The organism is Nocardioides salarius (assembly GCF_016907435.1).
GTDB classification, from domain to species: Bacteria; Actinomycetota; Actinomycetes; order Propionibacteriales; family Nocardioidaceae; genus Nocardioides; species Nocardioides salarius.
The window spans coordinates 4,269,197-4,289,574 of sequence record NZ_JAFBBZ010000001.1 but is presented as its reverse complement, the minus strand read 5'-3'; the positions used below and the strand labels follow the sequence as shown (position 1 = coordinate 4,289,574).

The window sequence follows — 20,378 nt, the reverse complement described above, 5'->3', positions numbered from 1 at the left end:
ATTGGGGCGGGAGGTACCTGACCATGGCCATCAACTTCGGAGCGTTGAACCAGTCGCGCGCTGCCGATGCACTCATCGACCCGCGCGACATCTTCAACGCGCTTCCTACCAAGCCGCCCGGAATGAACTTCCTCCGCGGCCCACAAGACCAGGTCCTGGAGAAGTGGTTCGCTCGGAGGTCCCAGCGCGACGTCGTGGTCAAGCTCAATACCGGCGGCGGCAAGACCGTCGTCGGCCTCCTGATCGCCAAGAGTTCATTGGCTGAGGGCAAGGGCCCCGTCGCCTACCTGGTTCCTGACAAGTATCTCGTGGACCAGGTCATCGCCGAGGCTGGCAGGCTCGGTATCCCCGTGGTGAACGACCCCAAAGTCTTCGCCTACTCCCAGGGGTCGGCCATCCTCGTCGACACCTTCCAGAAACTGTTTAACGGCAAGTCCGTCTTCGGCGTCAGCGGGAGTGCCGGACGATCGCCCTCAGCTCGCCGCCCGCATACCCTCATAATCGATGACGCCCACGCTTGCCTGAACAAGGCCGAGCAGGCCTTCCGACTCGCCATCCCGAGCACGCATGACGTCTACGACAAGCTGCTGGCACTGTTCGCGCCGACCCTCGAAGATCAATCGCCAGCGGGATTCGTCGCGCTGGAGGCAAAGTCGAGCAGCGGCGTCCAGCAGGTCCCTTATTGGTCATGGGTCGAGAAGCAACGAGAGGTCCTCTCCACACTGCAGGGCCTGGCGGGCGAGGACGACTTCCAGTTCTCATGGCCACTCGTGGCCGATGCTCTGCCGATCTCCCGCGCGGTCTTCACTTCCGACGCCCTGGAGATCGAAGCGCCGTGCCTGCCTTCCGACATCGTGACCGGGTTCGGCCAGGCCGAGCGCCGCATCTATCTGACGGCAACACTCGCCGACGACGGCATCTTGGTCAGCCACCTGGGCGCTGAGCCAGCCGCGGTGGCCGATCCGATCACGCCCGCCAGCGCCGGCGATATCGGTGACCGTCTGATCCTGGTTCCGCAGCAGACCCACCCAACGGCAGCCGACGATGAGATCCGGGATCTCATCGTCGAACTGGCCGCTACTCGCAACGTTGTCGTCATCGTGCCGAGCCTTCGTCGAGCGGCGTACTGGCTGCCCTATGCCAAGTTCGTACTCGACAAGGACACGCTGACGTGGGGCGTCGACCAGCTGCGCCAGAATGCAAGCCTTGGTCTGGTCGTGCTCATCAATCGGTACGACGGTGTGGATCTGCCCGGCGACGCCTGCCACGTTCTCGTGGTCGACGGCCTTCCCGAGGCCATGTCAGGAACCGAACGAGTCGACCAGGCGCAACTGGCAGGCTCCGAGCTACTGGTGGCGCGACAGGTGCAACGTCTCGAACAGGGCATGGGCCGCGCGACCCGCTCCAACGACGACCACTGTGTCGTCTTCCTGCTCGGCAACCGGCTGGCTGAGCGCCTGCACGGCACCGGAGCTCGCGACTGCTTCTCCCCCGCCACCCGCGCCCAGCTCGAGCTGTCCGAACAGGTCGCAGCGCAGCTGGAAGGTACCGGCCTGGATGCACTGAAGGAGGCTGCCCTCCAATGCCTCAACCGTGATCCGGACTGGCTAGCGATCAGCCGCGCCACCCTCGCGCCCCTGCGATACGGCCAGGCCAACGTCAGTGAGCTGTCAGTGGCCAGCCGCGAAGCGTTCGAGCACGCCGTAGCTGGCGATTTCAATGACGCGCTAGCAGCGATGCAGCGAGCGATCGACGCCGCGGACGGCCCGGCCGAGAAGGGCTACGTCCTGCAGCAGTGCGCGGCATATGAGCATCATGTCAACCCCGCTCGGGCACAGCAGACCCAGAAGTCGGCCAACCGTAAGAACCGCAGCGTCCTGCGCCCCATGGACGGCGTTGACTACGAGAAGCTGTCGGCACCAACACTCGAGCAAGGTGCGGCCGCGGCAGCTAGCCTGCAGCAGCGCTACGCCTCCGGGAACGAGTTGCTGCTCGGCGTCAATGCGCTGCTGGGTGACCTTGCGTGGGGCGTACGCGCCGAGGCGTTCGAGCAGGCATGGCACGAGCTGGCCGATCACCTCGGCTTCGCTGGTCAGCGTCCCGAGCGAGACACCGGGCGTGGACCTGACAACCTATGGGCGCTGACTGACGGGTCGTTCCACGTCATCGAGGCCAAGAACGAGGTCAAGGAGTCGCACCCGGTCTACAAGAAGCACGCCGAGCAGCTGTCCAATGCGATGGACTGGTTCCGGCAGACATACGGAGCGAAAGCCACCGCGACACCGGTACTGGTGCACGCTCGCGCGATGTTTGACAAGAAGGCTGCTGTCCCGACCGGCTGCCGCGTCATCACCAAGGAGAAGCTGGACTACCTCCGCGACGCTATCCATGCCTACGCGACCGCCCTCGCCGATGCCGATACCTTCCGGGGCGCAGCTGGCGTCGGACGGTTGCTTGCCACGCTCGGACTCACGGCCAACGACTTCACCGACAAGTTCACCTCGTCGGCGCTGCGCGATTCGTGAACCGCCGAGGGGGGCGGTCTCGATGTGAGGTTGCCGACGCCGATCGAGATTCATCCGCGTCGCTGACTGACATCATGGCTCCGTGACGACGGAAGACTTCGGAAGCCAGCGCTTCCAACGCGCCCTGGCGTCGACTGATGCGACGTTGCTCGCCGAGCCCCTCCAACTCGGCTCCTTCTACTGCCACGCGGCCATCAAGCGAGGTGGGCAAGGAACGGTCTACCTGGGCACGGGAGATAACCAGGCTCGCTCTCGGGTGTGCGTCATCAAGACCTTCAACGACTCGGACCCCGACACGCTGGACCGCGCCGAGCGGAGCATCCGGATTCAGCTGCGGTTGTTGGACAAAGCCACTGACTACCCGGCCACCTTGTTCTCCCGGGACGACCAGATTCGGCCGTCTCCGTGGGTGCCGGACATTCTTGCGTGGGACCTGGACGGCTCCCTGCCGTGGGTGGCGCAGGACTTCCGTGGCCCCAGCCTGACGCGAGCGCTCAGCAACGGCGTGGCCGACCGCAGTGGTCGCAGCCATAGGAATCAGCGCACGGGCAAGGACGTCCGGACGTGGCTCCTCTCCCAGGTCGTGGATGCTGTCGAGTTCGCTCACATGCACGACGTCATCCACCGTGACCTCAAGCCGGACAACATTCTCGTCGAGCGAGTCGAGGCCAGCCATCTCATGGTCGAGAGCGTCGCCCTCTGTGACTTCGACCTTTCGAGGAGTCGCGAGCACACGACCTTGACGCCCTCCGCCGTCGGAATGGGGACCTTCGGCTACGCAGCGCCCGAACAGTTCTGGGGCAATGCGCGCGACGTGACCACTGCCGCCGACGTCTACTCGCTCGCCATGGTGGCCGTCCGCGTATTCACCGGCCTGGAGCCGTCGGATGCAATGGTGGGACCGGGCCTGATGCATCTGCGGCTCGATCCTTCTGCCGCGGGCCAGCTCGGCAGCAAGCGCGAATGGGTGGAGAGCGCGCTGTCCTTCAACCCAACTGACCGGCCGTCGCTCAAGGAGCTTCACCCAAAGCTCTACGGGCCGGAGGCTGACCGATAGGCGCAGCCGAGCGCACCGCTCAGTCGTCGAAGGCGATCAGTTCCCACTTCAGGTCGTCCCACGTGCCTTCGCGGACGACTCGACCGGCGGATTCAGTTAGCTCGAGGGCAATCTGAGAGCAGAGGAACTGCGTGATGCCCATGATCGTGAGTCGAATCTGACTCCAGTCGCGCGCCTGCTCCTTGACGTCGACGAAGCGAGGCTTGCCAGGCTTGTCCGCGACGTGGGAGAGCGTGTTGCGCCTCTCAGCGAACTGGGTGAAGTGCTGGCCGATCTGACGACCCATGTGCTCGGGCACGATGCGGCGGACCTCTATGACGAGCTGGGTGATGGCCTGCTGGCCGTCAGCGGCTTCAGGCTGCATGCCTTCGGCAAGACCGGTGCCGCGCCAGAAGGTGGAGGTGCCGGCCATCTCGGGCCATGGCGCAGGAACGTCGTTCAAGTGCAGAACATGCTCGACCAGGCCCTCATACGCGGCCCGGACGTTGTCATCGGTTGGAAGCCTGGCGGGGGCGACGGGCAGGTTCTGGTCTACCGCGCCGACGACCATGCCAAGCGTCCAGCCGACAACCACCGGCTTCCACTGGTTCGGCAGCTCCATTGGAGCCGACGGAATCTCGGCCAGCGCTCGCGTCGTGACTGCCACGCGCAGTTCGTCGCCGAAGTCATAGCTCGACCCGCTGCCACGAAGCGCCGCGAGCACCCAGCTGGCGAGTACCGCATGTTCGGCCCCCACCGCGACCAGATCGCCTGGCCCAGCGGCGACCTTGAGGCTGCCCTGCCACGTCGCCTCGTACCGCTGGGCCGCCTCGTCTAGCCACGAGAGTTCCCAGCCGACTTCGGCCAGCCGCTCTTCGAGCAGCTCGGCGCAGCTGCCCTCGCTTGCCAGTTTGCGATACAGCTCGGCGAAGACGAGCGGCGAGAGTTCGCAACTCAGTCCCACAGCACGTGCTCCAACTGCAGGTCCAAGGGCACGAGCGGCTCTGCTCGACCCGTGTACTCCAAGGCCTCGGCTGGGATCGGTAGGCGCGCGAGGTTGTTTTTGCGCATCCCAGGAATGAAGTCTCCCGTCAGCAGCACCTGACGCAGGCCGTACCCGGTCTGGCCATTGAGATAGTGCGCGACCGCCGGGCCAAGGCTCGGATCCCGCAGTCGCAGTACGAAGAGGTTGCGGTCGACCGCGGTCTCCGCGATCGCGACAACGGCGTGGGGCCTGGCACCAACCGCCGCGACAAACAGGTCACCGGGATGGGCAATGACGCGAGGGCGTGGCTCGAGAGGAACCCAACGGCGTACGGGCTTCCCACCTAGGACCGCAATGTCGGTTACGGCGAGATAGCCGGGCTCCGGCGCCTCGCGGTAGTCCTCTCGCGGGACCGCCCTCCCCCGGGCGATCTCGCTGCAAAGGTCTCCGAGTGGGATACCGAAGTCGAGCACATCGGGATTGGGCGTGGCCAGCGCAATCGACCAGTCGCCCGTCGTCAGATCGGCGGTCCGCCACCAGGTACCACCGGCCTCCTCTTCCTCGCGGTGGGTGCCCTGCTCGATCGCGAGGAGCCGGCCCTCGGTCGCGCCGGCCTCGGCCAGGGGCGGCACGGGGATCTCTAGGTCAAGCAGGGCGGCTTTGGTGGTGGAGCGCCCAGCTGATCCGACCGCGAGGTGCGAGCGGAACTGCCGCCCCGTTCGGCTCGTGAGCACTGCCCAGATCCAAAGGGCCAGTCCGTCGTGGGGACGAAGCGCAAGGAAGGTCGACGACACGAGGGAGCCGACGTGTTCGGGTCGCACCAAGAGCAGTGGCAGGTCCGGGTTCATGGGCACGAGGACATCGCCAGCCCGGAGTCCACGCTCCTGGCTGCCCACCTGGAAGGCCGCACCTCGGTACTTACGGCTGCGCTTGCGAATACCACCACCGACGGGGTCGAGGCTGGCCGGAGTGATGACCGGGACGTCGTGCTCGACCCAGCCATCAGCGAGAAGTGAACGCGACAGGTCTCGCAGCGGCAACGTGTGGCGACTCGGTCCGGGCCACTGCAGGGCTTCGGCGGTCAGCGCTGCGGGATCCCAGGTTGGTCGCTCCCGAAGCGACACGACGGTCGTGCTGATCACGGCCGGTGCCCGTCGATGTGGGCCAGTGCGGCTTCCAGCGCAGCACCACCAGGGGCAAGCTGCGATTCCCAGTCCTCTCCAAGTTGCGCGACAAAGGTGTCCGTTGACGGTGCGTCTTCAATCACCATCAGGACAGTTCGAATCCCCGTCCCAGCGACGGCACCATACGGGAGGCCGAGGATGGCTGCGATCCGGAACCGTGACGCTAGGAAGCGGCGGTACTGCTCGCCGGTAGATCTGAAGGTGACCCCGACGGGCAGGTGCAGCACGGCCCTGCCGCCGCTACCGAGCAAGCGGACGATGCGATCCAGGATCACTAGGTCGCCGTCGCGGGTGGTCGAGCCGTCAAGGAGTTCGTGATGCTCCAGAATCCTCAGCCCGAACGGCGGTGCTGACACCACGCACGTGGAGAGCGGGAGGTCGGCCGACAGGGCGTCCGCCGCGACAATCTCTACCGGCACGGGCGCCGCGTTCCCGATCGAGCGCGCGACCTCCGCGGTGCGCACGTTGATGTCGTACCCGAGAACGGTGTTGAGTCCGGTGCGATGCTCCTGGGCGTAGTCGATGGCCTCCCAGAGGAACGAACCCGCGCCGCAGAACGGATCGAGCAGGTCCCAGGTAAGGCGCGTTCCCGCCAGGCGCGCGACCGCTTGGGCGATCGCCTTCGGGCTGGTGTAGATCCCGGCTTCCCTGCCCCGGCGCTCGAAGTCGACGATGGAGCGTCGACGGGCCTGCCAGAGCACGTCGCGCTTGACCGGAAGTCGGGCGCCGGTTGCCGTGCGCAGGCCACCGAGGTCGAAACTGACGTCCGATGCGAAGGCGTAGTCGACTAAAGGCTCCCGTCGATCCCTCGACCGCGACGTGGTCTTCCACAGGGCTTCGCTGATCAAGGAGCTGGCGAGATCCACATCAGTGATTTCGCCTTCGCCGCCGTTGGGGGGCGGGACGGGGCCGTCGACTCGTTCCAACCGTTGGATGCCGGGGTCGGCCCGGAACCACTCGGTGTCGTTGACGACGACGTAGTGATCCACAGTGCCGAGCAGGTCACGGGCCCGAGCGAGCGCGGGCAGTCCCGCCTCGGGGTGGACCGCGGCGTGCTGCTTCTTCGTCTCGACAACGAGCCATGGCACGAGCGTGCCGCGTGCGTCGGCGGCCCATGCGACAAGGTCGGGATTCCAGCTCGCCTTGGCGTCGGGGATGCGTGGCTCGACCTGAACGAACTCATAGCCGGCTCTGACCAGGGTGTCTCGAATGGATTGGGTGCTCATGGTCAGTTGGCGTCCTCGTCGGCGACACCGGTGGCGAACACGGCGGCCTGCTCCAGGACGAGTTCGATGGCCTTCTCTTCAAGGTCGGGCGGGTAGTCGTACTTGGCCAGCAGACGCCGGACGCGGGTGCGCATCGTTGCCCTGACGGACTCTTTGAGGTTCCAGTCGATCGTGGCGCTGGCCCGGATGGAGTCGACCAGGTCGTGGGCCATCTTCTTCAGGATGTCGTCGCCCATCTGGAGCACCGCGGCGTCGTTCTGAACGATGGCGTCGTAGAACGCGGCCTCCGCGACGGTGAGTCCCAGCTGCTCATGGCGTTGAGCCTGGTCGCGCATCTCTTTGGCGAGCTTGACCAGCTCGGCGATGATCTCGGCCGTGGTCAGGCTGCGGTTGGTGTAGCGGTTGATTGCCTCTTCGAGCAGCTCGGAGAACTTGCGAGCCTGGACAACGTTGGTGCGCTGCACGGTCTTGATCTGGTCGCCGAGCAGGCGGCGCAGCAGTCCCATCTGCAGGTTGGGCTTGTCACGATCGCCGAGCGAGTCGAGGAACTCGTCGCTGAGGATCGACAGTTCGGGGGTGTCGATGCCGGCGAGCTTGTAGATGTCGACGACCTCGTCGGCTGCGACTGCTTCGTTGACGAGCTGCCCGATCGCCGTGTCGATCTCCACTCCCCCGGCACCGCCACGGCCGGAGTCCGGGTTCTGGATCTTGATGATCGCCGCCCGGACGTCGGCGAAGAGCCGGGCGTCGTTGCGGATGGCAGCGGCCTCGTCGCGGGAGCCTGCCAGGCCGTATGCCTTGGCGAGTGCCAGGACCTGGTCGAGGAACCGCTTGGTGCGGTCGGGGTCTGCCATGACGAAGTCGAGAACCTTGGCGTGCTCGGCAAGGCGCTGCCCGGCGGGCAGGTCGGGGCTGGAGTCGAAGGCGCAGCCGTGGAGCAAGCCGCGGATGATGTCGTGCTTCTCCAGCATGGCGGCGACGATCTCGTCGATGGGCACGCCGGCCTGGTCGCGGTCGCTTGGCGAGTATTCGACCAGCGCCTTCTGGAGGTTGGAGAAGACGCCGATGTAGTCGACGATGAGGCCGCCGGGCTTGTCGCGGAAGGTGCGGTTGACTCGAGCGATGGCCTGCATCAGGCCGGCGCCCTGCATGGTCTTGTCGACGTACATGGTGTGCATCGACGGCGCGTCGAAGCCGGTCAGCCACATGTCGCGGACGATGACCAGCTCGAGCGAGTCCTCGGGGTCCTTCGCGCGGGCCTTGAGCTCCTTGCGTACGTCCTTGGAGTGCAGGTGCGGCTGGAATTCCGGCGGGTCCGCGGCCGAGCCGGTCATGACGACCTTGATCTTGCCCTGCGCTGGATCGTCGCTGTGCCAGTCGGGGCGGAGCTTGACGATCTTCTCGTAGAGCCGCACCGCGATACGGCGGCTCATGGTGACGATCATGGCCTTGCCGAGCATCGCCTCGCGGCGCTTCTCCCAGTGCTCGACGATGTCGGCAGCGACCAGGTCGAGTCGCTCCTCGGCGCCGACGATGGCCTCGATTCGGGCCCAGCGGGTCTTGGCCTTCTCGCCCTCGTCCTGCTCGACCGTCTCGGTAATCTCATCCACCAGCTCGTCAAGCGCGTCGTAGTCGTCGTTGGACAGGCCGACCTTCACCAAGCGCGACTCGTAGTAGATCTTGACGGTTGCGCCGTCCTCGACCGCGCGGGTCAGGTCATAGACGTCGATGTAGTCACCGAACACGGCACGGGTCGACCTGTCGTTCGACTCGATAGGCGTGCCAGTGAAGCCGAGGAACGTCGCGCCCGGCAGCGCGTCGCGCATGTGCTTGGCGAGGCCCGCCTTCAAGCGGCCATCCTTGTCGAGCGACTCCACGAAGCCGTACTGCGACCGGTGGGCCTCATCGGCCACGACGACAACGTTGCGGCGGTCGGTCAACACCGGGTTGCTGTCCAGCCCCTCCTCGGGGCGGAACTTCTGCAGAGTCGTGAAGATGATGCCGCCACTGACCCGGCGAAGCAGCACACGCAGATCAGCGATCGAGTCAGCCTGGACCGGCCGCTCGGGCAAGATCTGGGCGGGCGCGAACACCTCGGCGAAGAGCTGGTCGTCCAGGTCGTTGCGGTCAGTCAGGAAGACGAGCGTCGGGTTGTTCATGCGGGCGTCCCGCATGATCTTGGCCGCGTAGAGCAGCATCTCGATGCTCTTGCCACTGCCCTGGGTGTGCCAGACGACACCACCGCGACGGTCGCCATCCGGGCCGGCGGCCTCGACGGTCGATTCGACCGCAGCGTTGACGGCCCAGTACTGGTGGTACTTGGCGACCCGCTTGATGAGACCGACCGACTCCTCGCTGAAGACGATGAAGTTCTTCACGATGTCGAGGAAGCGGGTCTTGTCGAAGACACCCTTCAGCAGGACCTCGAGGGCGGGCTTGCCGGAGACCACCTCGCGTCCGTCGATGGTCTTCCAGGGGGCGTAGTGCTCGAAGCCGCCGGAGAAGGAACTCATGGCTGCGCTGGTGCCGTCCGAGATCACGGTCAGCGCGTTTGGCGTGAAGACCGATGGGATGTCGGTGCGGTAGGTCTGGATCTGATTCCAGGCGCTCTTGAGTGTGGCGTGTTCAGCGGCGGGGTTCTTCAGCTCGAGCAGGCCGAGCGGGATGCCGTTGATGAAGACCAGCACGTCGGGCCGACGGTTCTTCTTCTCGACGATCGTGAACTGGTTGACCGCCAGCCAGTCGTTGTTGTCCGGGTTGTCGAAGTCGATGAGCCGGACCTGCACCGTGCGTACGGCCCCACCAGCGTCGCGGTGCTCTACCGGCACGCCGTGGATGAGCAGCTTGTGGACGCGGGCGTTCTCTGCGACCGCGTTCTGCGACTCGGCGCGCTCCAGCCGCTTGATCGCCTCGTCGACGAGGTCCCGGTGGTCAGGGTTCAGTCGGTGCCCGGCGTCGCGCAGCCGGTCATAGAGATAGATCTGCTGGAACGATGCGCGCTCGGGGCGCTCGCCGTCCGGGGCGATGTTGGGGCCGAAGTCGGTGGCATAGCCCAACTCGCGGAGGTAGTCGAGCGCTGCGTCCTCGATGACGGACTCGTTGAAGGCGCTCACGCGATCGCCTCGCTGACCTGGTGCTCGGAGACGCCGACCCGGATCTGTCCGGAAAGGAGCGCGGGAAGAAGCGCGTCGCGCAGCCGGGTAAGCCGTCGGTTCTCCTGCTCAGCTACAAGCAGCCGCCGCCAGAGCGGGCCAAGTTCGTCGCCAAGGATCGCGAGCTGGCCGGGGTTCGGAACCTCGACCTCGGTCGATTCGAGGTGGCCCCGTTGGATGTGTCCCATCGTGGTGGCCTTGTCCTTCGCCACGGATTGGAAGATGTGAATGACGGCGTCAAGGCGGTCGAAGACGAGCCACGCCGGAAAGTCGGTCGGCAGCACTTTGAAGATGTGCTGGTTGACGATGGCTTCATCTAGCACCCACCGATAGACGCCCAGAGAGCCGGACCAGGACATAAGGATGTCCCCCGGCCGGGCGGTCTTGTCGTCGGGCACCTCGATGTCGTTGTAGACGGTCGAGCTTCCCGGCCCCGAGTTCAGGTCGGCGATGCGGACGACCATTCGCCCCGTTCCCGTCGCACCCTTCGTATAGGCACCGCCGTTCACGAACTTGGCGAGCTTGGCGACAGAGATAAGCACCGGCTCGGATGCCAGCGCAGACAGCACACGGGCACGGATGAGATCAGGCACGACCTGCACGAGCCGTGCGTTGGTCTCCATCTTCGCATCGAGAGCCGCAAGCACGCGACCAATCACCTGCTGCGACTCCAGCGGCGGCAGCGGCAAGCGGAATGACTCGATGTGCCCCTTCGTGACTGCGCGGCGGGAACCACCGGAGTTGAAGGAGGCGATGTACGGCTTCACCGCTGGGTGCGTCAGGTATGCGAGAACGTAGTCGGGATCGGCCTTTGCCGGATCAACCCGGACGATCGAGACATGCTGGTTCACACAGGCCGGGAGCACCGAATCCGGGACCATGCAGGAGCGCCCAAACGTGTCACCGTCGCCGGTGATGTTGAGAAGGACATCCTTGGGTTGAAGAAACACTCCGCGCAATACTTGCGCCTGCTCATTGCTGATGTAAGCCAGCCCATCAGGATCGAACCTGCGATCGAGAACATTCTGACTACGGACCAGCGCGTACTCGACGCGTTCGGGGAGGTAGGTCTCAGCTCCGCCACGCGGCGTAGCTCCGGAGCCGACCTTGGTGGCGATGTCCGAGATCGATACCTCGGGCCAGCCGGCCACGTTCGAGATGGGGCCCTTAGACGTCATAGCCAAGCTCCCGAAGGTTCTTCCAGATCTCAGCCTCCAGAAGTTCGCCCTCTGCGAGGACGTCCTTCAACTCGCCGACGAGGCGGTTCACCTTATCGTCAATCGGCTCATCGTCGAGCAGAGCCTCCTCGACACCGACATATTGACCAGGCGTGAGCACGAAGTTGCGTGCCGCAATCTCCTCCAGCGAAGCGGCCTTCGCGAAGCCGGCAAGGTCCGCGTATCCCCCGTCGTGATTGCGCCAGGCGTGATACGTGTCGGAGATCTTGGCGATATCAGCATCGTCGAGCACGCGAAGTCGACGCGTCTCCATCTTGCCAAGCTTTCGCGCATCGATGAATAGCACTTCGCCCGTCCGCCTCCGGTGACCGTTCCCGTCGCGCTCCTTCGAAACGAACCAGAGTGTCACGGGGATACCCGTGTTGAAGAAGAGCTTGTCGGGCATGGCGACGATGCAGTCAACCAAGTCACACTCGATCAGGCTTCGGCGGATTTCGCCTTCGCCGCCTGACGTTGAGGCCAGCGATCCGTTAGCAAGAACGAACCCCGCGGTGCCCTTCGGCGAGAGGTGGTGGATGAAGTGCTGGACCCACGCGAAGTTCGCGTTGCTCGATGGCGGCGTTCCGTGCTTCCAGCGCGGGTCGTCCTGGAGCTTGGCGTCCCACCAGTTGCTGACGTTGAACGGCGGGTTGGCAATCACGAAGTCCGCGCGCAGGTCCGGGTGCAGATCCTGTGTGAAGGAGTCAGCTGAACGGTCGCCAAGATCAGCCTCGATGCCGCGGAGGGCGAGGTTCATTTTGGCGAGCTTCCAGGTGGTGTCGGTGAACTCCTGGCCATAGACGGAAATGTCGGTGCGCTTACCACCGTGGGCCTTCACGAACTCGGCAGACTGCACGAACATGCCGCCCGAGCCGCACGCGGGGTCGTAGACCCGGCCGTGAAAGGGCTCGAGCATCTCAACGAGCGTCTTGACCACGGATCGAGGCGTGTAGAACGCGCCGGCGTCCTTGCCGGTCTCCTTGCCGGCGAACTGCCCGAGGAAGTACTCGTAGACGCGGCCGAGCACGTCGTCGGATCCGTGGTCGTCGGACTCGGTGAAGCCGATCGAGCCGATGAGGTCGACGAGCTGACCGAGTCGTCCTTTGTCGAGCCCTTCTCGGCCGTAGTTGCGGGGCAGCACACCCCGGATCGAGGGGTTCTCCTTCTCGATCAGGTCCATCGCTGTGTCGATGACCTGGCCGATCTCCGGCAGCTTGGCCTGGGCCTGGATGGACTCCCAGCGCGCGTCGGTCGGTACCCAGAAGATGTTGTGCGAGCGGTACTCGTCGCGGTCCTCGAGGAAGGTCTGGCGGCGGGCTTCGTTGGGGATGTAGTCCGGTGAGTTCGGATCAGCGAGCGCTGCCTCGATGTCCTTACGCCTGGCCTCGAACCGGTCAGAGATGTACTTGAGGAAGACCAGGCCGAGCACGACGTGCTTGTACTCCGACGGCTCCTGGTTGCCGCGGAGGGCGTCAGCCGCATCCCAGAGCCGCTGTTCGAGCGACTTGGGCTGAGCCTTCTTGGCCTGGCGTGCCACGTTGGTGGTCTCCTTTCATCTGTTCGATCTCGATTGGGAAAAGCCAAGAAGAATGACATAGGTCTCCGTCGGCCGCAACCCTGACCCTAGCGATCGCCTCCGACGAAGGTGACCAACGCCAGCGGATCGGCACGCCAACTGGCGGGACGCAGTGCGACACAGGACGCGCCCGGGAGGCGGGCGGGTCAGCGGGCCGCGTGTCGCCTACGAAGACTGTCGGCACCTCCAGTCATGATTGGAGGGCATCCAAAGGAGTCGACATGCCCGAGAGCCGTTTCAAGTACCTGTACGAGCGCTTGGGCGACGACGACTTCCAGCTCCTCGTGAACGCACTGCTCACCGAGCGCTACACCGACTTTTATCCGCTCCCGCTCCGCCAAGCAGACGGTGGGCGCGACGGCATCCGTCGCTCCGGCAAAGACCTCCTGATCTACCAGGTGAAGTGGTCGGTCAACGGGCGGGAGAAGAAGCCGGTTGACGCCCTCAGGGCCGCCGTTGTTGCCGAGGAGCCGAACATCCGACGGTTAGTTACGGAGGGGGCGAAGCAGTACTTCCTGGTCACAAACGTGCCTAGTGCCTAGTTGTGATGCCCAGGCACGTTGGTCGAGATCCTGCTACGACACGGTCTGACATGTAGATGGACGAAGGCCTCCCCGGTGTGGAGTGGAGCTGTCTAGAAACCGCTCCGCCACCAAGGAGGCCTTCGTGTCCCACGCTACCCATGCCAATGCTGCCCTGACCCCTCGCGCCCGGCTCCGACTCGCACGCCTGGTCGTCGAGCACGGTTGGCCGCCCGCTCGCGCGGCCGAGCGCTACGACGTCTCCTGGCGCACCGCGAAGAAGTGGGCCGAGCGATACCGAGCCGAAGGCCCGGACGGCATGCACGACCGGTCCTCGGCCCCACGTCATCAGCCGAACCGGACATCGACCCCGGTGGTACGCAAGATCGTGCACCTGCGCTGGAAGCAACGCCTCGGCCCCATCGCGATCGGCGACAAGCTGGGCATGCCGGCCTCGACCGTGCACGCAGTCTTGGTCCGGTGCCGCATCAACCGACTCACCCACATCGACCGCGCCACCGGTGAGCCCATCCGGCGCTACGAGCACGAACGGCCCGGCGACCTGATCCACGTCGACGTCAAGAAGCTGGGCCGGGTCCCTGACGGTGGCGGATGGCGCTACGTGGGGCGTCAGCAAGGCGGCAAGAACCGTTCGGCGACCGTGGAGCGCACCGGCGCGGCCAAGAACAAGTGGCACAACCCGTTGATCGGAACCTGCTACCTGCACACCGTGATCGATGACCACTCCCGCGTGGCCTACGTCGAGGCCCACGACGACGAGACCAAGGAGACCGCAACCCAGGTCCTCAAGAACGCGACTGCTTGGTTCGCTCAGCGCGGCGTCACCGTCCGGCGAGTGCTCTCCGACAACGGCAGCTGCTACCGATCGCACCTGTGGCGCGACACCTGCACCGAACTCGGCATCACACCTAAGAAGACCCGGCCCTACCGACCCCAGACGAACGGGAAGATCGAACGCTTCCACCGGACCCTGGCCGAGGGCTGGGCCTTCAAGAAGTTCTACAACTCCGAATCAGCCCGCCTCGCGGCTCTGCCAGGATGGATCCACGAGTACAACCACCACCGGCCCCACTCAGCAATCGGGAAGGCAGCCCCCATCACCAGGTTGGACAACCTGGCTGGGCATCACACCTAGTACAGGCAAGGCCGGCACTGGAACATTCGACCAGCTCGATAGTGAGCTGGGCGCTCTCAGTGCCGACTACGGCATCCAGATGCAATGCATCTGGAGAGAGAGCGTCGACGCCATGGTCGACTCCGCCCCGACCGAAACGAAGTGGGCGTACGCCGACATGCTCGCGGGCTGGGATCTCATCCGCTACCTCATCGACGAACACTACGAGTCGAAGCGCGACAAGGGCCTGCGTGACCTCGTGCGCAAGGTTGCCGCAGCCCAATGGGGCGAGGACGAGCGGGTGAAGTTCAGCCAGGTCGATATAGACCGTGAGCCAGTTGCGGAGCTGTATGTCGATGTCACCTCAGATCGCCTTCGAGGGCCGCGGGGCGCGGCGGAGCGCATCCCTCGTGGTGGCCGACCGGGTCGTCCCGCACCCCGGCATGCACTTGCTCCACCGCCGGACGTCCCGGGCCAAGCACGACTCGGCGGAACGGCGGCCTACCTCCTCAAGGAGGGACTGCCATTCACCCTCGTGCGGGGTGCGCCCGGTCAGGGGAAGTCAACGCTTAGCCAGTTCGTCTGCCAGGCGCACCGAGCGGCCTTCACATCCCGCGCCACCAAGCCGCCTGGTTTGCTCACCACCGACAAGCCCCGCTTTCCAGTGCGCTTCGATCTCAGCGACTACGCGATGTGGATCCGCGGTATCGACGTCTTTGACCCAGCATCGGAGCGCCACAAGAAGCCAAGGGGCAAGACACGGCCGGCGGCGCAGAGCACGATCGAGTGCTTCCTGGCCGAGCTGATGAGCCACGCGAGCGGACGTGGCAACGTGACCGCAGCTGAAGTCCAGGCGCTCTTCGATCGCGTGCCATCGCTCGTCGTCATGGACGGCCTGGACGAGGTCGGCAGTGCCAAGGATCGCGAACGCGTGGTCAAGGCGATCGACACCTTCTGTGGACGTGGCAAGTCCTACGCTGTGCCGCCTCGCGTCGTCGTCACGACTCGTCCGAGTGCCGGCGAGCTGCCCGAGCCGTCGGCTGAGCTCTTCGAAGTGCTGGTCCTCAATCAGCTCGACCGAGATCAGCGCAGGGAGTACCTCCGCAAGTGGTGTGCCATCCGGGACATTCGTGGCCGGGACGGTCGTTTGTTGCGCTCGACTTTCGACGAAAAGACTCGTGAGCCTTACATCGGGGAGCTAGCTGGCAACCCGATGCAACTTACGATCCTCATCGAGCTGCTCCACAAGCGCGGGCTGGCAACCCCAACCCAGCGGACGCAGTTGTACGACGGTTACTTGGAGCTCCTGCTGGACAGGGAGTCGAACAAGCACCCCGAATCGGTGCGCAAGTACCGAAGCGAACTCATGGAGATCATTCCGTTCCTCGGCTGGTACCTGCAGTCACGGAGCGAGCAACACAGCCTCAACGGACGCATGCAAGCGGCTGAGTTGGACGCCGCGATGCGCCAGTTCCAGCGCACCTACCGGCGACCGGAGTCGGTCGTCGACGAGCTGTTCGAGGCGGCCACGGACCGCTTGTGGGCGATCACCAGCAAGGAACAGGGCGTCTACGGGTTCGAGGTTGTTTCCCTTCGGGAGTACTTCGCCGCGCGGTTCCTCTATGACTTCGCAGGTGAAGGCGACCGCAACTTCGACAGAACCACTGTCTTCCGCGAACTTCTCCAGCGTCCCTACTGGCTGAACACGGCACGCTTCTACGCAGGCAACGCACCGCCGAGCGGCGTCTTTGAACTATCCTGTCGCTGCCGGGTGAATCCTGACCCCCTGGTGCCGATCGAATCCTGACCCCCTCGGCACTGTGAGGGAGTGATCATGACTGAGGACTGGGCTGAGATTCGACGGCTGCACAAGTCGGAGAAAATGAGCATCAAGGCGATTGTTCGCAAGACGGGGTTGGCGAGGAACACGGTGCGTGCCGCGTTGGCCTCGGATACGCCGCCGAGGTACAAGCGGGCTCCGGCGGGCTCGATGCTCGATGCCCACGAGCCGCGGATTCGTGCGTTGCTGGCGGAGTTCCCCTCGATGCCGGCCACGGTGATCGCGGAGCGGATCGGGTGGGCGAACTCGTCCTCGGTGCTGCGGGCCAGGGTCGCTCAACTGCGTCCGCTGTACGCCCCGGGCGATCCTGCTGACCGCACGAGCTATGTCGCTGGAGAGATCGTGCAGTGCGACCTGTGGTTCCCCGGCAAGGTCATCCCCGTCGACGTCCACGCTGGGTCCAAGACCGCGGCCTGGGTGGGCGGGCGGCCCGCGGTGGACCTGCCGGTGTTGACGATGGTCGCGGCGTTCTCGGGGTTCATCATGGCCACGCTGCTGCCGTCCAGGAAGACCGGCGACCTGGTGGCCGGGATGTGGCAGCTCCTGTCGGGCCTGGGCGGGGTCCCGAAGATGCTGGTGTGGGACAACGAGGCCGGCATCGGCCAGCACCACCGCCTGACCCTGGGCGCCAGGTCGTTCGCCGGCACGCTGGGCACCCGGATCTATCAGACCGCGGCACGTGACCCCGAAGCCAAGGGGATCGTGGAACGGGCCAACGGGTTCCTGGAGACCTCCTTCATGCCGGGACGTGAGTTCGACTCCCCGGGCGACTACAACACTCAGCTCACCAGCTGGTTGCCGCGCGCGAACGCTCGGGTGCTGCGCCGCACTGGCCAGCAGCCCGGTGTCAGGGTCGCGGCCGATGTCGCCGCGATGGGGGCCCTGCCGCCGGTCGCGCCGTCGGTGGGCACCACCGTGCGGGTCCGGCTGGGTCGCGACTACTACGTGCGCGTCGCCGGGAACGACTACTCGGTCGACCCGGCCGTGATCGGCCGGTTCGTCGATGTCCACGCCGGCCTGGACACCGTCACCATCACCTGCGCGGGCACGAGCGTGGGAGTCCACCAGCGGTGCTGGTCGACCCATCAGACGATCACCGACCCGGCCCACGTCGACACCGCGGCCGGGCTGCGCAGCGCCTTCCAGGCCCGCACCGCTGCGATGCGGGGCCCCGCCATGAGGTCGGCGAACGGGGTGGGGGCGGTCGTGGGTGTGCGGGCGTTGAGCGACTACGACGCGCTGTTCGACCTGACCCCGGCGATCACCGACGAAGCGGCTCTCGCTGCACGAGCGAGCCTGGAGGTCGTGCGATGACGACATCCCCTGGCAAGGTCACCGGCAGGGTCGCCGGCAGCGAGCTGCTCAGCGAGGTCGCGTTCCTGGCTCGTGAGCTCAAGACCCCGGTGATCAACGAGACCTTCGCCGTCCTGGGCGACCAAGCCCGCGCCGAGGGCTGGTCGCACGAGGAGTACCTCGCGGCCGTGCTCGGCCGCCAGGTCGCCTCACGCACCGCGAACGGGACCCGGATGCGGATCGCTGCCGCGCACTTCCCCGCGATCAAGACCATCGAGGACTTCACCTTCGACCACGTCCCGGCAGCGACCCGCGACCTGGTCGCGCACCTGGCCACCACCACGTTCATCGCCAAACGCGACAACGTCGTGCTCCTCGGGCCGCCCGGGACCGGGAAGACGCACCTGGCGATCGCGCTGGCGATCAAGGCCGCCGAGGCGTCCTACCCAGTTGCGTTCGACTCCGCGACCGGGTGGATCAACCGCCTGGCCGCCGCCCACGAGCAAGGCAACCTCGAGCGCGAGCTGCGCAAGCTCAACCGCTACCGGCTGCTGGTCATCGACGAGGTCGGCTACCTGCCCTTCGACACCGCAGCCGCGTCGCTGTTCTTCCAGCTCATCGCCAGCCGCTACGAGACCGGCTCGGTCGTGGTCACCTCGAACCTGGCGTTCTCACGCTGGGGCGAGACCCTCGGCGACGACGTCGTCGCCGCAGCCACCATCGACCGCCTCGTCCACCACGCCCAGGTCATCGCCCTGGACGGCGAGTCGTACCGCACCCGCGGACACCGAACCGGGCCACCCCCGGCAAGCCACACCAAGACCACCTAGCACCAACAAACCGCTCGAAGGGGGTCAACTTTCGATCGGCAAAAGGGGGTCAGTTTTCGGCCGGCGTTGACATATCCGGCGCAATCCGGGAGTTGCGCACCACAAGCCCTTCGCGGCACCCCTACATCGCAAGTTGGACGCTCCTCACCGACGGCGTGTTCGCCAGCCGACCAGCCGAAGGCGCGCTGGTTCTCGACGAACTCTGCAGCGACACAGGCTCAGAGATGTTGCTAGCAGCACTCGACCGGAAGGAGATCCTCCCGCTACCGAAGCTGCCGTCGGATCGGTCGACGAACCCAACCTGGACGAGACTGACTGAGGCGATTGCCAAGAACCCCGCAGACTCCAGCAACCGGCAACGGGTGCGCGTCCTCCGCGAGCTCCTCTCAGAGCGCGGAGCGTTCGCACAGTGGTGGTCGGAGCAGGTCAGGGCCGCCGTCGGCAAGAACGACGAGTGCGCGTGGCTCGTACTTGGTGCCGGATGCGAAGCAGCCGAAGGCCGGACGCTCGCCCTCGATGGAGTTGACCTTGCCGATGGTGGCGCCGAGATCCTGCTCAACACCGGCCTGATACCGCCCCCAGGGGGCACCCTCGAGACGCTGCTACTGCAGCGGGTCTTCGACGGTGAATGCCCCTACGTCACGTCGGTTCGTTCGATGCCGGCCCAAGTTGCGGTCGCTCTCGCGCCGGACACCTTCCACACGACGTCCAAGGCCGGCTTCGCCGGCCAGAGCTCGTACATGACACAGCGACGCCAGGACGCGGTCCGCGCACTGCGGCGCACCAACGCTCCGATCGCTACAGCCGCGTCCAAGCGTCGATTCAAGTCCGGCGAACATGGCAGTACATTCCCGTGGTCAAACACGGCGACTGCGCTCTTCGATGCCGTGGGCAGATGCTGGCTAGCCTCGGAGATCGCGGTCCTCGGCGCGGCCTCTGGTCACCAGGCTGGGCACACGACGAAGCGCGGGCCAACCGCCTTCGGCCCGAACAGCCACCCCGCTGTCCTGCTCGCCCAGATTCGCCACAACGCCAACGACGAACAGTGGTGGCGAGCACAACGCTCGGCGTGTGTTGACGAACTCGCCCAGGCCGAGTGGGTCTTCGCGCTGTGGGCCAAGGCCTCTCCGAACGTGATCGCGGCCCTGTTTGCTGACTGGGAGTCGACCTTGGCGAGCCTGCCTGTAGCCCGGCAGCAGGTCTTCCAAGACCGGGCTATTCGACTCAATTCGTGGGGGTTGCTCGCGAGTTTCAGGAGCGATGTCGTCGCGACAACTGATCTCGGCGCACAACTGCTGGCAGCGCGCCTCCCCAGGCAGGAGCGCACCCCGTCCGCGCCAAACCAACAGCAGGGTGGTGTCCGCCGTGGCGCGCCGGGTGCCCAAGCACGAGTGACGTCCTTGGCACAGATCGCCGGTACAGGGAAGTGGTTCCAGGTCGACCAGGTTGCCAGTTACCGGTAGCGCGATTCACCTGCTAGCGGGGCGCCCGGCTACCGGAACATCACGAATCGCCCGTACGAGAATCATCGGGAGGCTGAGGACGGCCATCCAGGCGAACTTGGCGGCGTTCCAGAAGAAGAGGAAGACCAGGACGTTGAGCCAGCCGAGGCTCGGTCGGGCGGCTCCCTGGATGGCGAGGGTGGTCAGGCCGAGGTAGGCGGGCGTGGCGACGAGGGCCACGGGGATCGCCCACTTGAGGCCGCGCGGCGAGCGCAACCAGTCGACTGCGCGGTTGGTGGGCATGTAGAAGCGGAGGTAGCCGCGGATCGCGGCGCTGAGAGTCCAGAGTGCGGCGAGCATGATGGTCTCCTTCGGTCGGGCTCACCTCCTCCCTACGCCGGTGGTTCGACAGGACG

General features: G+C 65.6%; 15 protein-coding genes. 8 read left to right on the top strand and 7 right to left on the bottom strand.

Annotated elements, in window-relative coordinates:
- The first annotated feature begins 23 nt into the window (after positions 1-23).
- On the top strand, positions 24-2,525 hold the full coding sequence (locus JOE61_RS20560) for a DEAD/DEAH box helicase (RefSeq protein ID WP_193670919.1): 2,502 nt from the start codon (positions 24-26) through the stop codon (positions 2,523-2,525).
- Between the two features lie 82 nt (positions 2,526-2,607).
- Positions 2,608-3,582: a serine/threonine protein kinase gene (locus JOE61_RS20555; protein ID WP_193670918.1), complete on the top strand. Its 975-nt coding sequence runs from the start codon at positions 2,608-2,610 to the stop codon at positions 3,580-3,582.
- Between the two features lie 19 nt (positions 3,583-3,601).
- Here the strand turns inward: JOE61_RS20555 and JOE61_RS20550 are convergent, their stop codons facing one another.
- From JOE61_RS20550 to JOE61_RS20525, 6 genes are read right to left on the bottom strand one after another with little or no spacing between them, the layout of a single operon-like run.
- Complete coding sequence (locus JOE61_RS20550; RefSeq protein ID WP_193670917.1) at positions 3,602-4,525, bottom strand: hypothetical protein; 924 nt, start codon at positions 4,523-4,525, stop codon at positions 3,602-3,604.
- Positions 4,516-5,688 carry a restriction endonuclease subunit S domain-containing protein gene (locus tag JOE61_RS20545; protein ID WP_193670916.1) on the bottom strand — a complete coding sequence of 391 codons (1,173 nt, stop codon included), beginning with the start codon at positions 5,686-5,688 and terminating at the stop codon, positions 4,516-4,518. The genes JOE61_RS20550 and JOE61_RS20545 overlap by 10 nt, the downstream gene beginning before the upstream one ends.
- On the bottom strand, positions 5,685-6,956 hold the full coding sequence (locus JOE61_RS20540; protein WP_193670915.1) for an HsdM family class I SAM-dependent methyltransferase: 1,272 nt from the start codon (positions 6,954-6,956) through the stop codon (positions 5,685-5,687). Before JOE61_RS20540 ends, JOE61_RS20545 begins: the two co-directional genes overlap by 4 nt.
- A 2-nt stretch (positions 6,957-6,958) precedes the next feature.
- The gene (locus tag JOE61_RS22660) at positions 6,959-10,069 is read right to left on the bottom strand and encodes a type I restriction endonuclease subunit R (protein WP_193670914.1); all 3,111 of its coding nucleotides are present in this window, start codon (positions 10,067-10,069) and stop codon (positions 6,959-6,961) included.
- On the bottom strand, positions 10,066-11,259 hold the full coding sequence (locus tag JOE61_RS20530) for a restriction endonuclease subunit S (RefSeq protein ID WP_193670913.1): 1,194 nt from the start codon (positions 11,257-11,259) through the stop codon (positions 10,066-10,068). The genes JOE61_RS22660 and JOE61_RS20530 overlap by 4 nt, the downstream gene beginning before the upstream one ends.
- Before the next feature lie 16 nt (positions 11,260-11,275).
- The gene (locus JOE61_RS20525) at positions 11,276-12,862 is read right to left on the bottom strand and encodes a class I SAM-dependent DNA methyltransferase (RefSeq protein WP_193670912.1); all 1,587 of its coding nucleotides are present in this window, start codon (positions 12,860-12,862) and stop codon (positions 11,276-11,278) included.
- Between the two features lie 260 nt (positions 12,863-13,122).
- Between JOE61_RS20525 and JOE61_RS20520 the strand changes: the two genes are divergently transcribed.
- The 6 genes from JOE61_RS20520 to JOE61_RS20495 all read left to right on the top strand — a co-directional run bounded on the left by JOE61_RS20520 (position 13,123) and on the right by JOE61_RS20495 (position 19,983).
- Positions 13,123-13,443 carry a hypothetical protein gene (locus tag JOE61_RS20520; RefSeq protein WP_193670911.1) on the top strand — a complete coding sequence of 107 codons (321 nt, stop codon included), beginning with the start codon at positions 13,123-13,125 and terminating at the stop codon, positions 13,441-13,443.
- Positions 13,444-13,567: 124 nt separating this feature from the next.
- On the top strand, positions 13,568-14,578 hold the full coding sequence (locus JOE61_RS20515; protein ID WP_204797323.1) for an IS481 family transposase: 1,011 nt from the start codon (positions 13,568-13,570) through the stop codon (positions 14,576-14,578).
- Between the two features lie 112 nt (positions 14,579-14,690).
- Positions 14,691-16,364 (top strand): NACHT domain-containing protein, encoded by a 1,674-nt coding sequence (locus JOE61_RS20510; RefSeq protein ID WP_193671050.1) that lies wholly within the window; start codon positions 14,691-14,693, stop codon positions 16,362-16,364.
- A gap of 21 nt (positions 16,365-16,385) precedes the next feature.
- Positions 16,386-17,711, top strand: a complete 1,326-nt coding sequence (istA, locus tag JOE61_RS20505; RefSeq protein WP_193671048.1) for an IS21 family transposase — start codon at positions 16,386-16,388, stop codon at positions 17,709-17,711.
- Entirely contained in the window at positions 17,708-18,520 is an 813-nt protein-coding gene (gene istB / locus JOE61_RS20500) for an IS21-like element helper ATPase IstB (protein ID WP_193671046.1), read from the top strand. The genes istA and istB overlap by 4 nt, the downstream gene beginning before the upstream one ends.
- 92 nt (positions 18,521-18,612) lie before the next feature.
- A complete protein-coding gene (locus JOE61_RS20495) occupies positions 18,613-19,983 on the top strand; it encodes a hypothetical protein (RefSeq protein WP_193671044.1) in 1,371 nt (456 codons plus the stop codon).
- Between the two features lie 6 nt (positions 19,984-19,989).
- Here JOE61_RS20495 and JOE61_RS20490 read toward each other — a convergent pair whose 3' ends face one another.
- A complete protein-coding gene (locus JOE61_RS20490) occupies positions 19,990-20,322 on the bottom strand; it encodes a sulfate permease (RefSeq protein WP_193671042.1) in 333 nt (110 codons plus the stop codon).
- Positions 20,323-20,378: the final 56 nt, after the last annotated feature.

What these genes read in the sequence shown, in the direction of transcription:
- JOE61_RS20560 (WP_193670919.1), top strand. Translation starts at nt 24, where the DNA reads ATGGCCATCAACTTCGGAGCGTTGAACCAGTCGCGCGCTGCCGATGCA.
- JOE61_RS20540 (WP_193670915.1), bottom strand. Translation starts at nt 6,956, where the DNA reads ATGAGCACCCAATCCATTCGAGACACCCTGGTCAGAGCCGGCTATGAG.
- JOE61_RS20520 (WP_193670911.1), top strand. Translation starts at nt 13,123, where the DNA reads ATGCCCGAGAGCCGTTTCAAGTACCTGTACGAGCGCTTGGGCGACGAC.
- JOE61_RS20510 (WP_193671050.1), top strand. Translation starts at nt 14,691, where the DNA reads ATGGTCGACTCCGCCCCGACCGAAACGAAGTGGGCGTACGCCGACATG.
- istB (WP_193671046.1), top strand. Translation starts at nt 17,708, where the DNA reads ATGACGACATCCCCTGGCAAGGTCACCGGCAGGGTCGCCGGCAGCGAG.
- JOE61_RS20490 (WP_193671042.1), bottom strand. Translation starts at nt 20,322, where the DNA reads ATGCTCGCCGCACTCTGGACTCTCAGCGCCGCGATCCGCGGCTACCTC.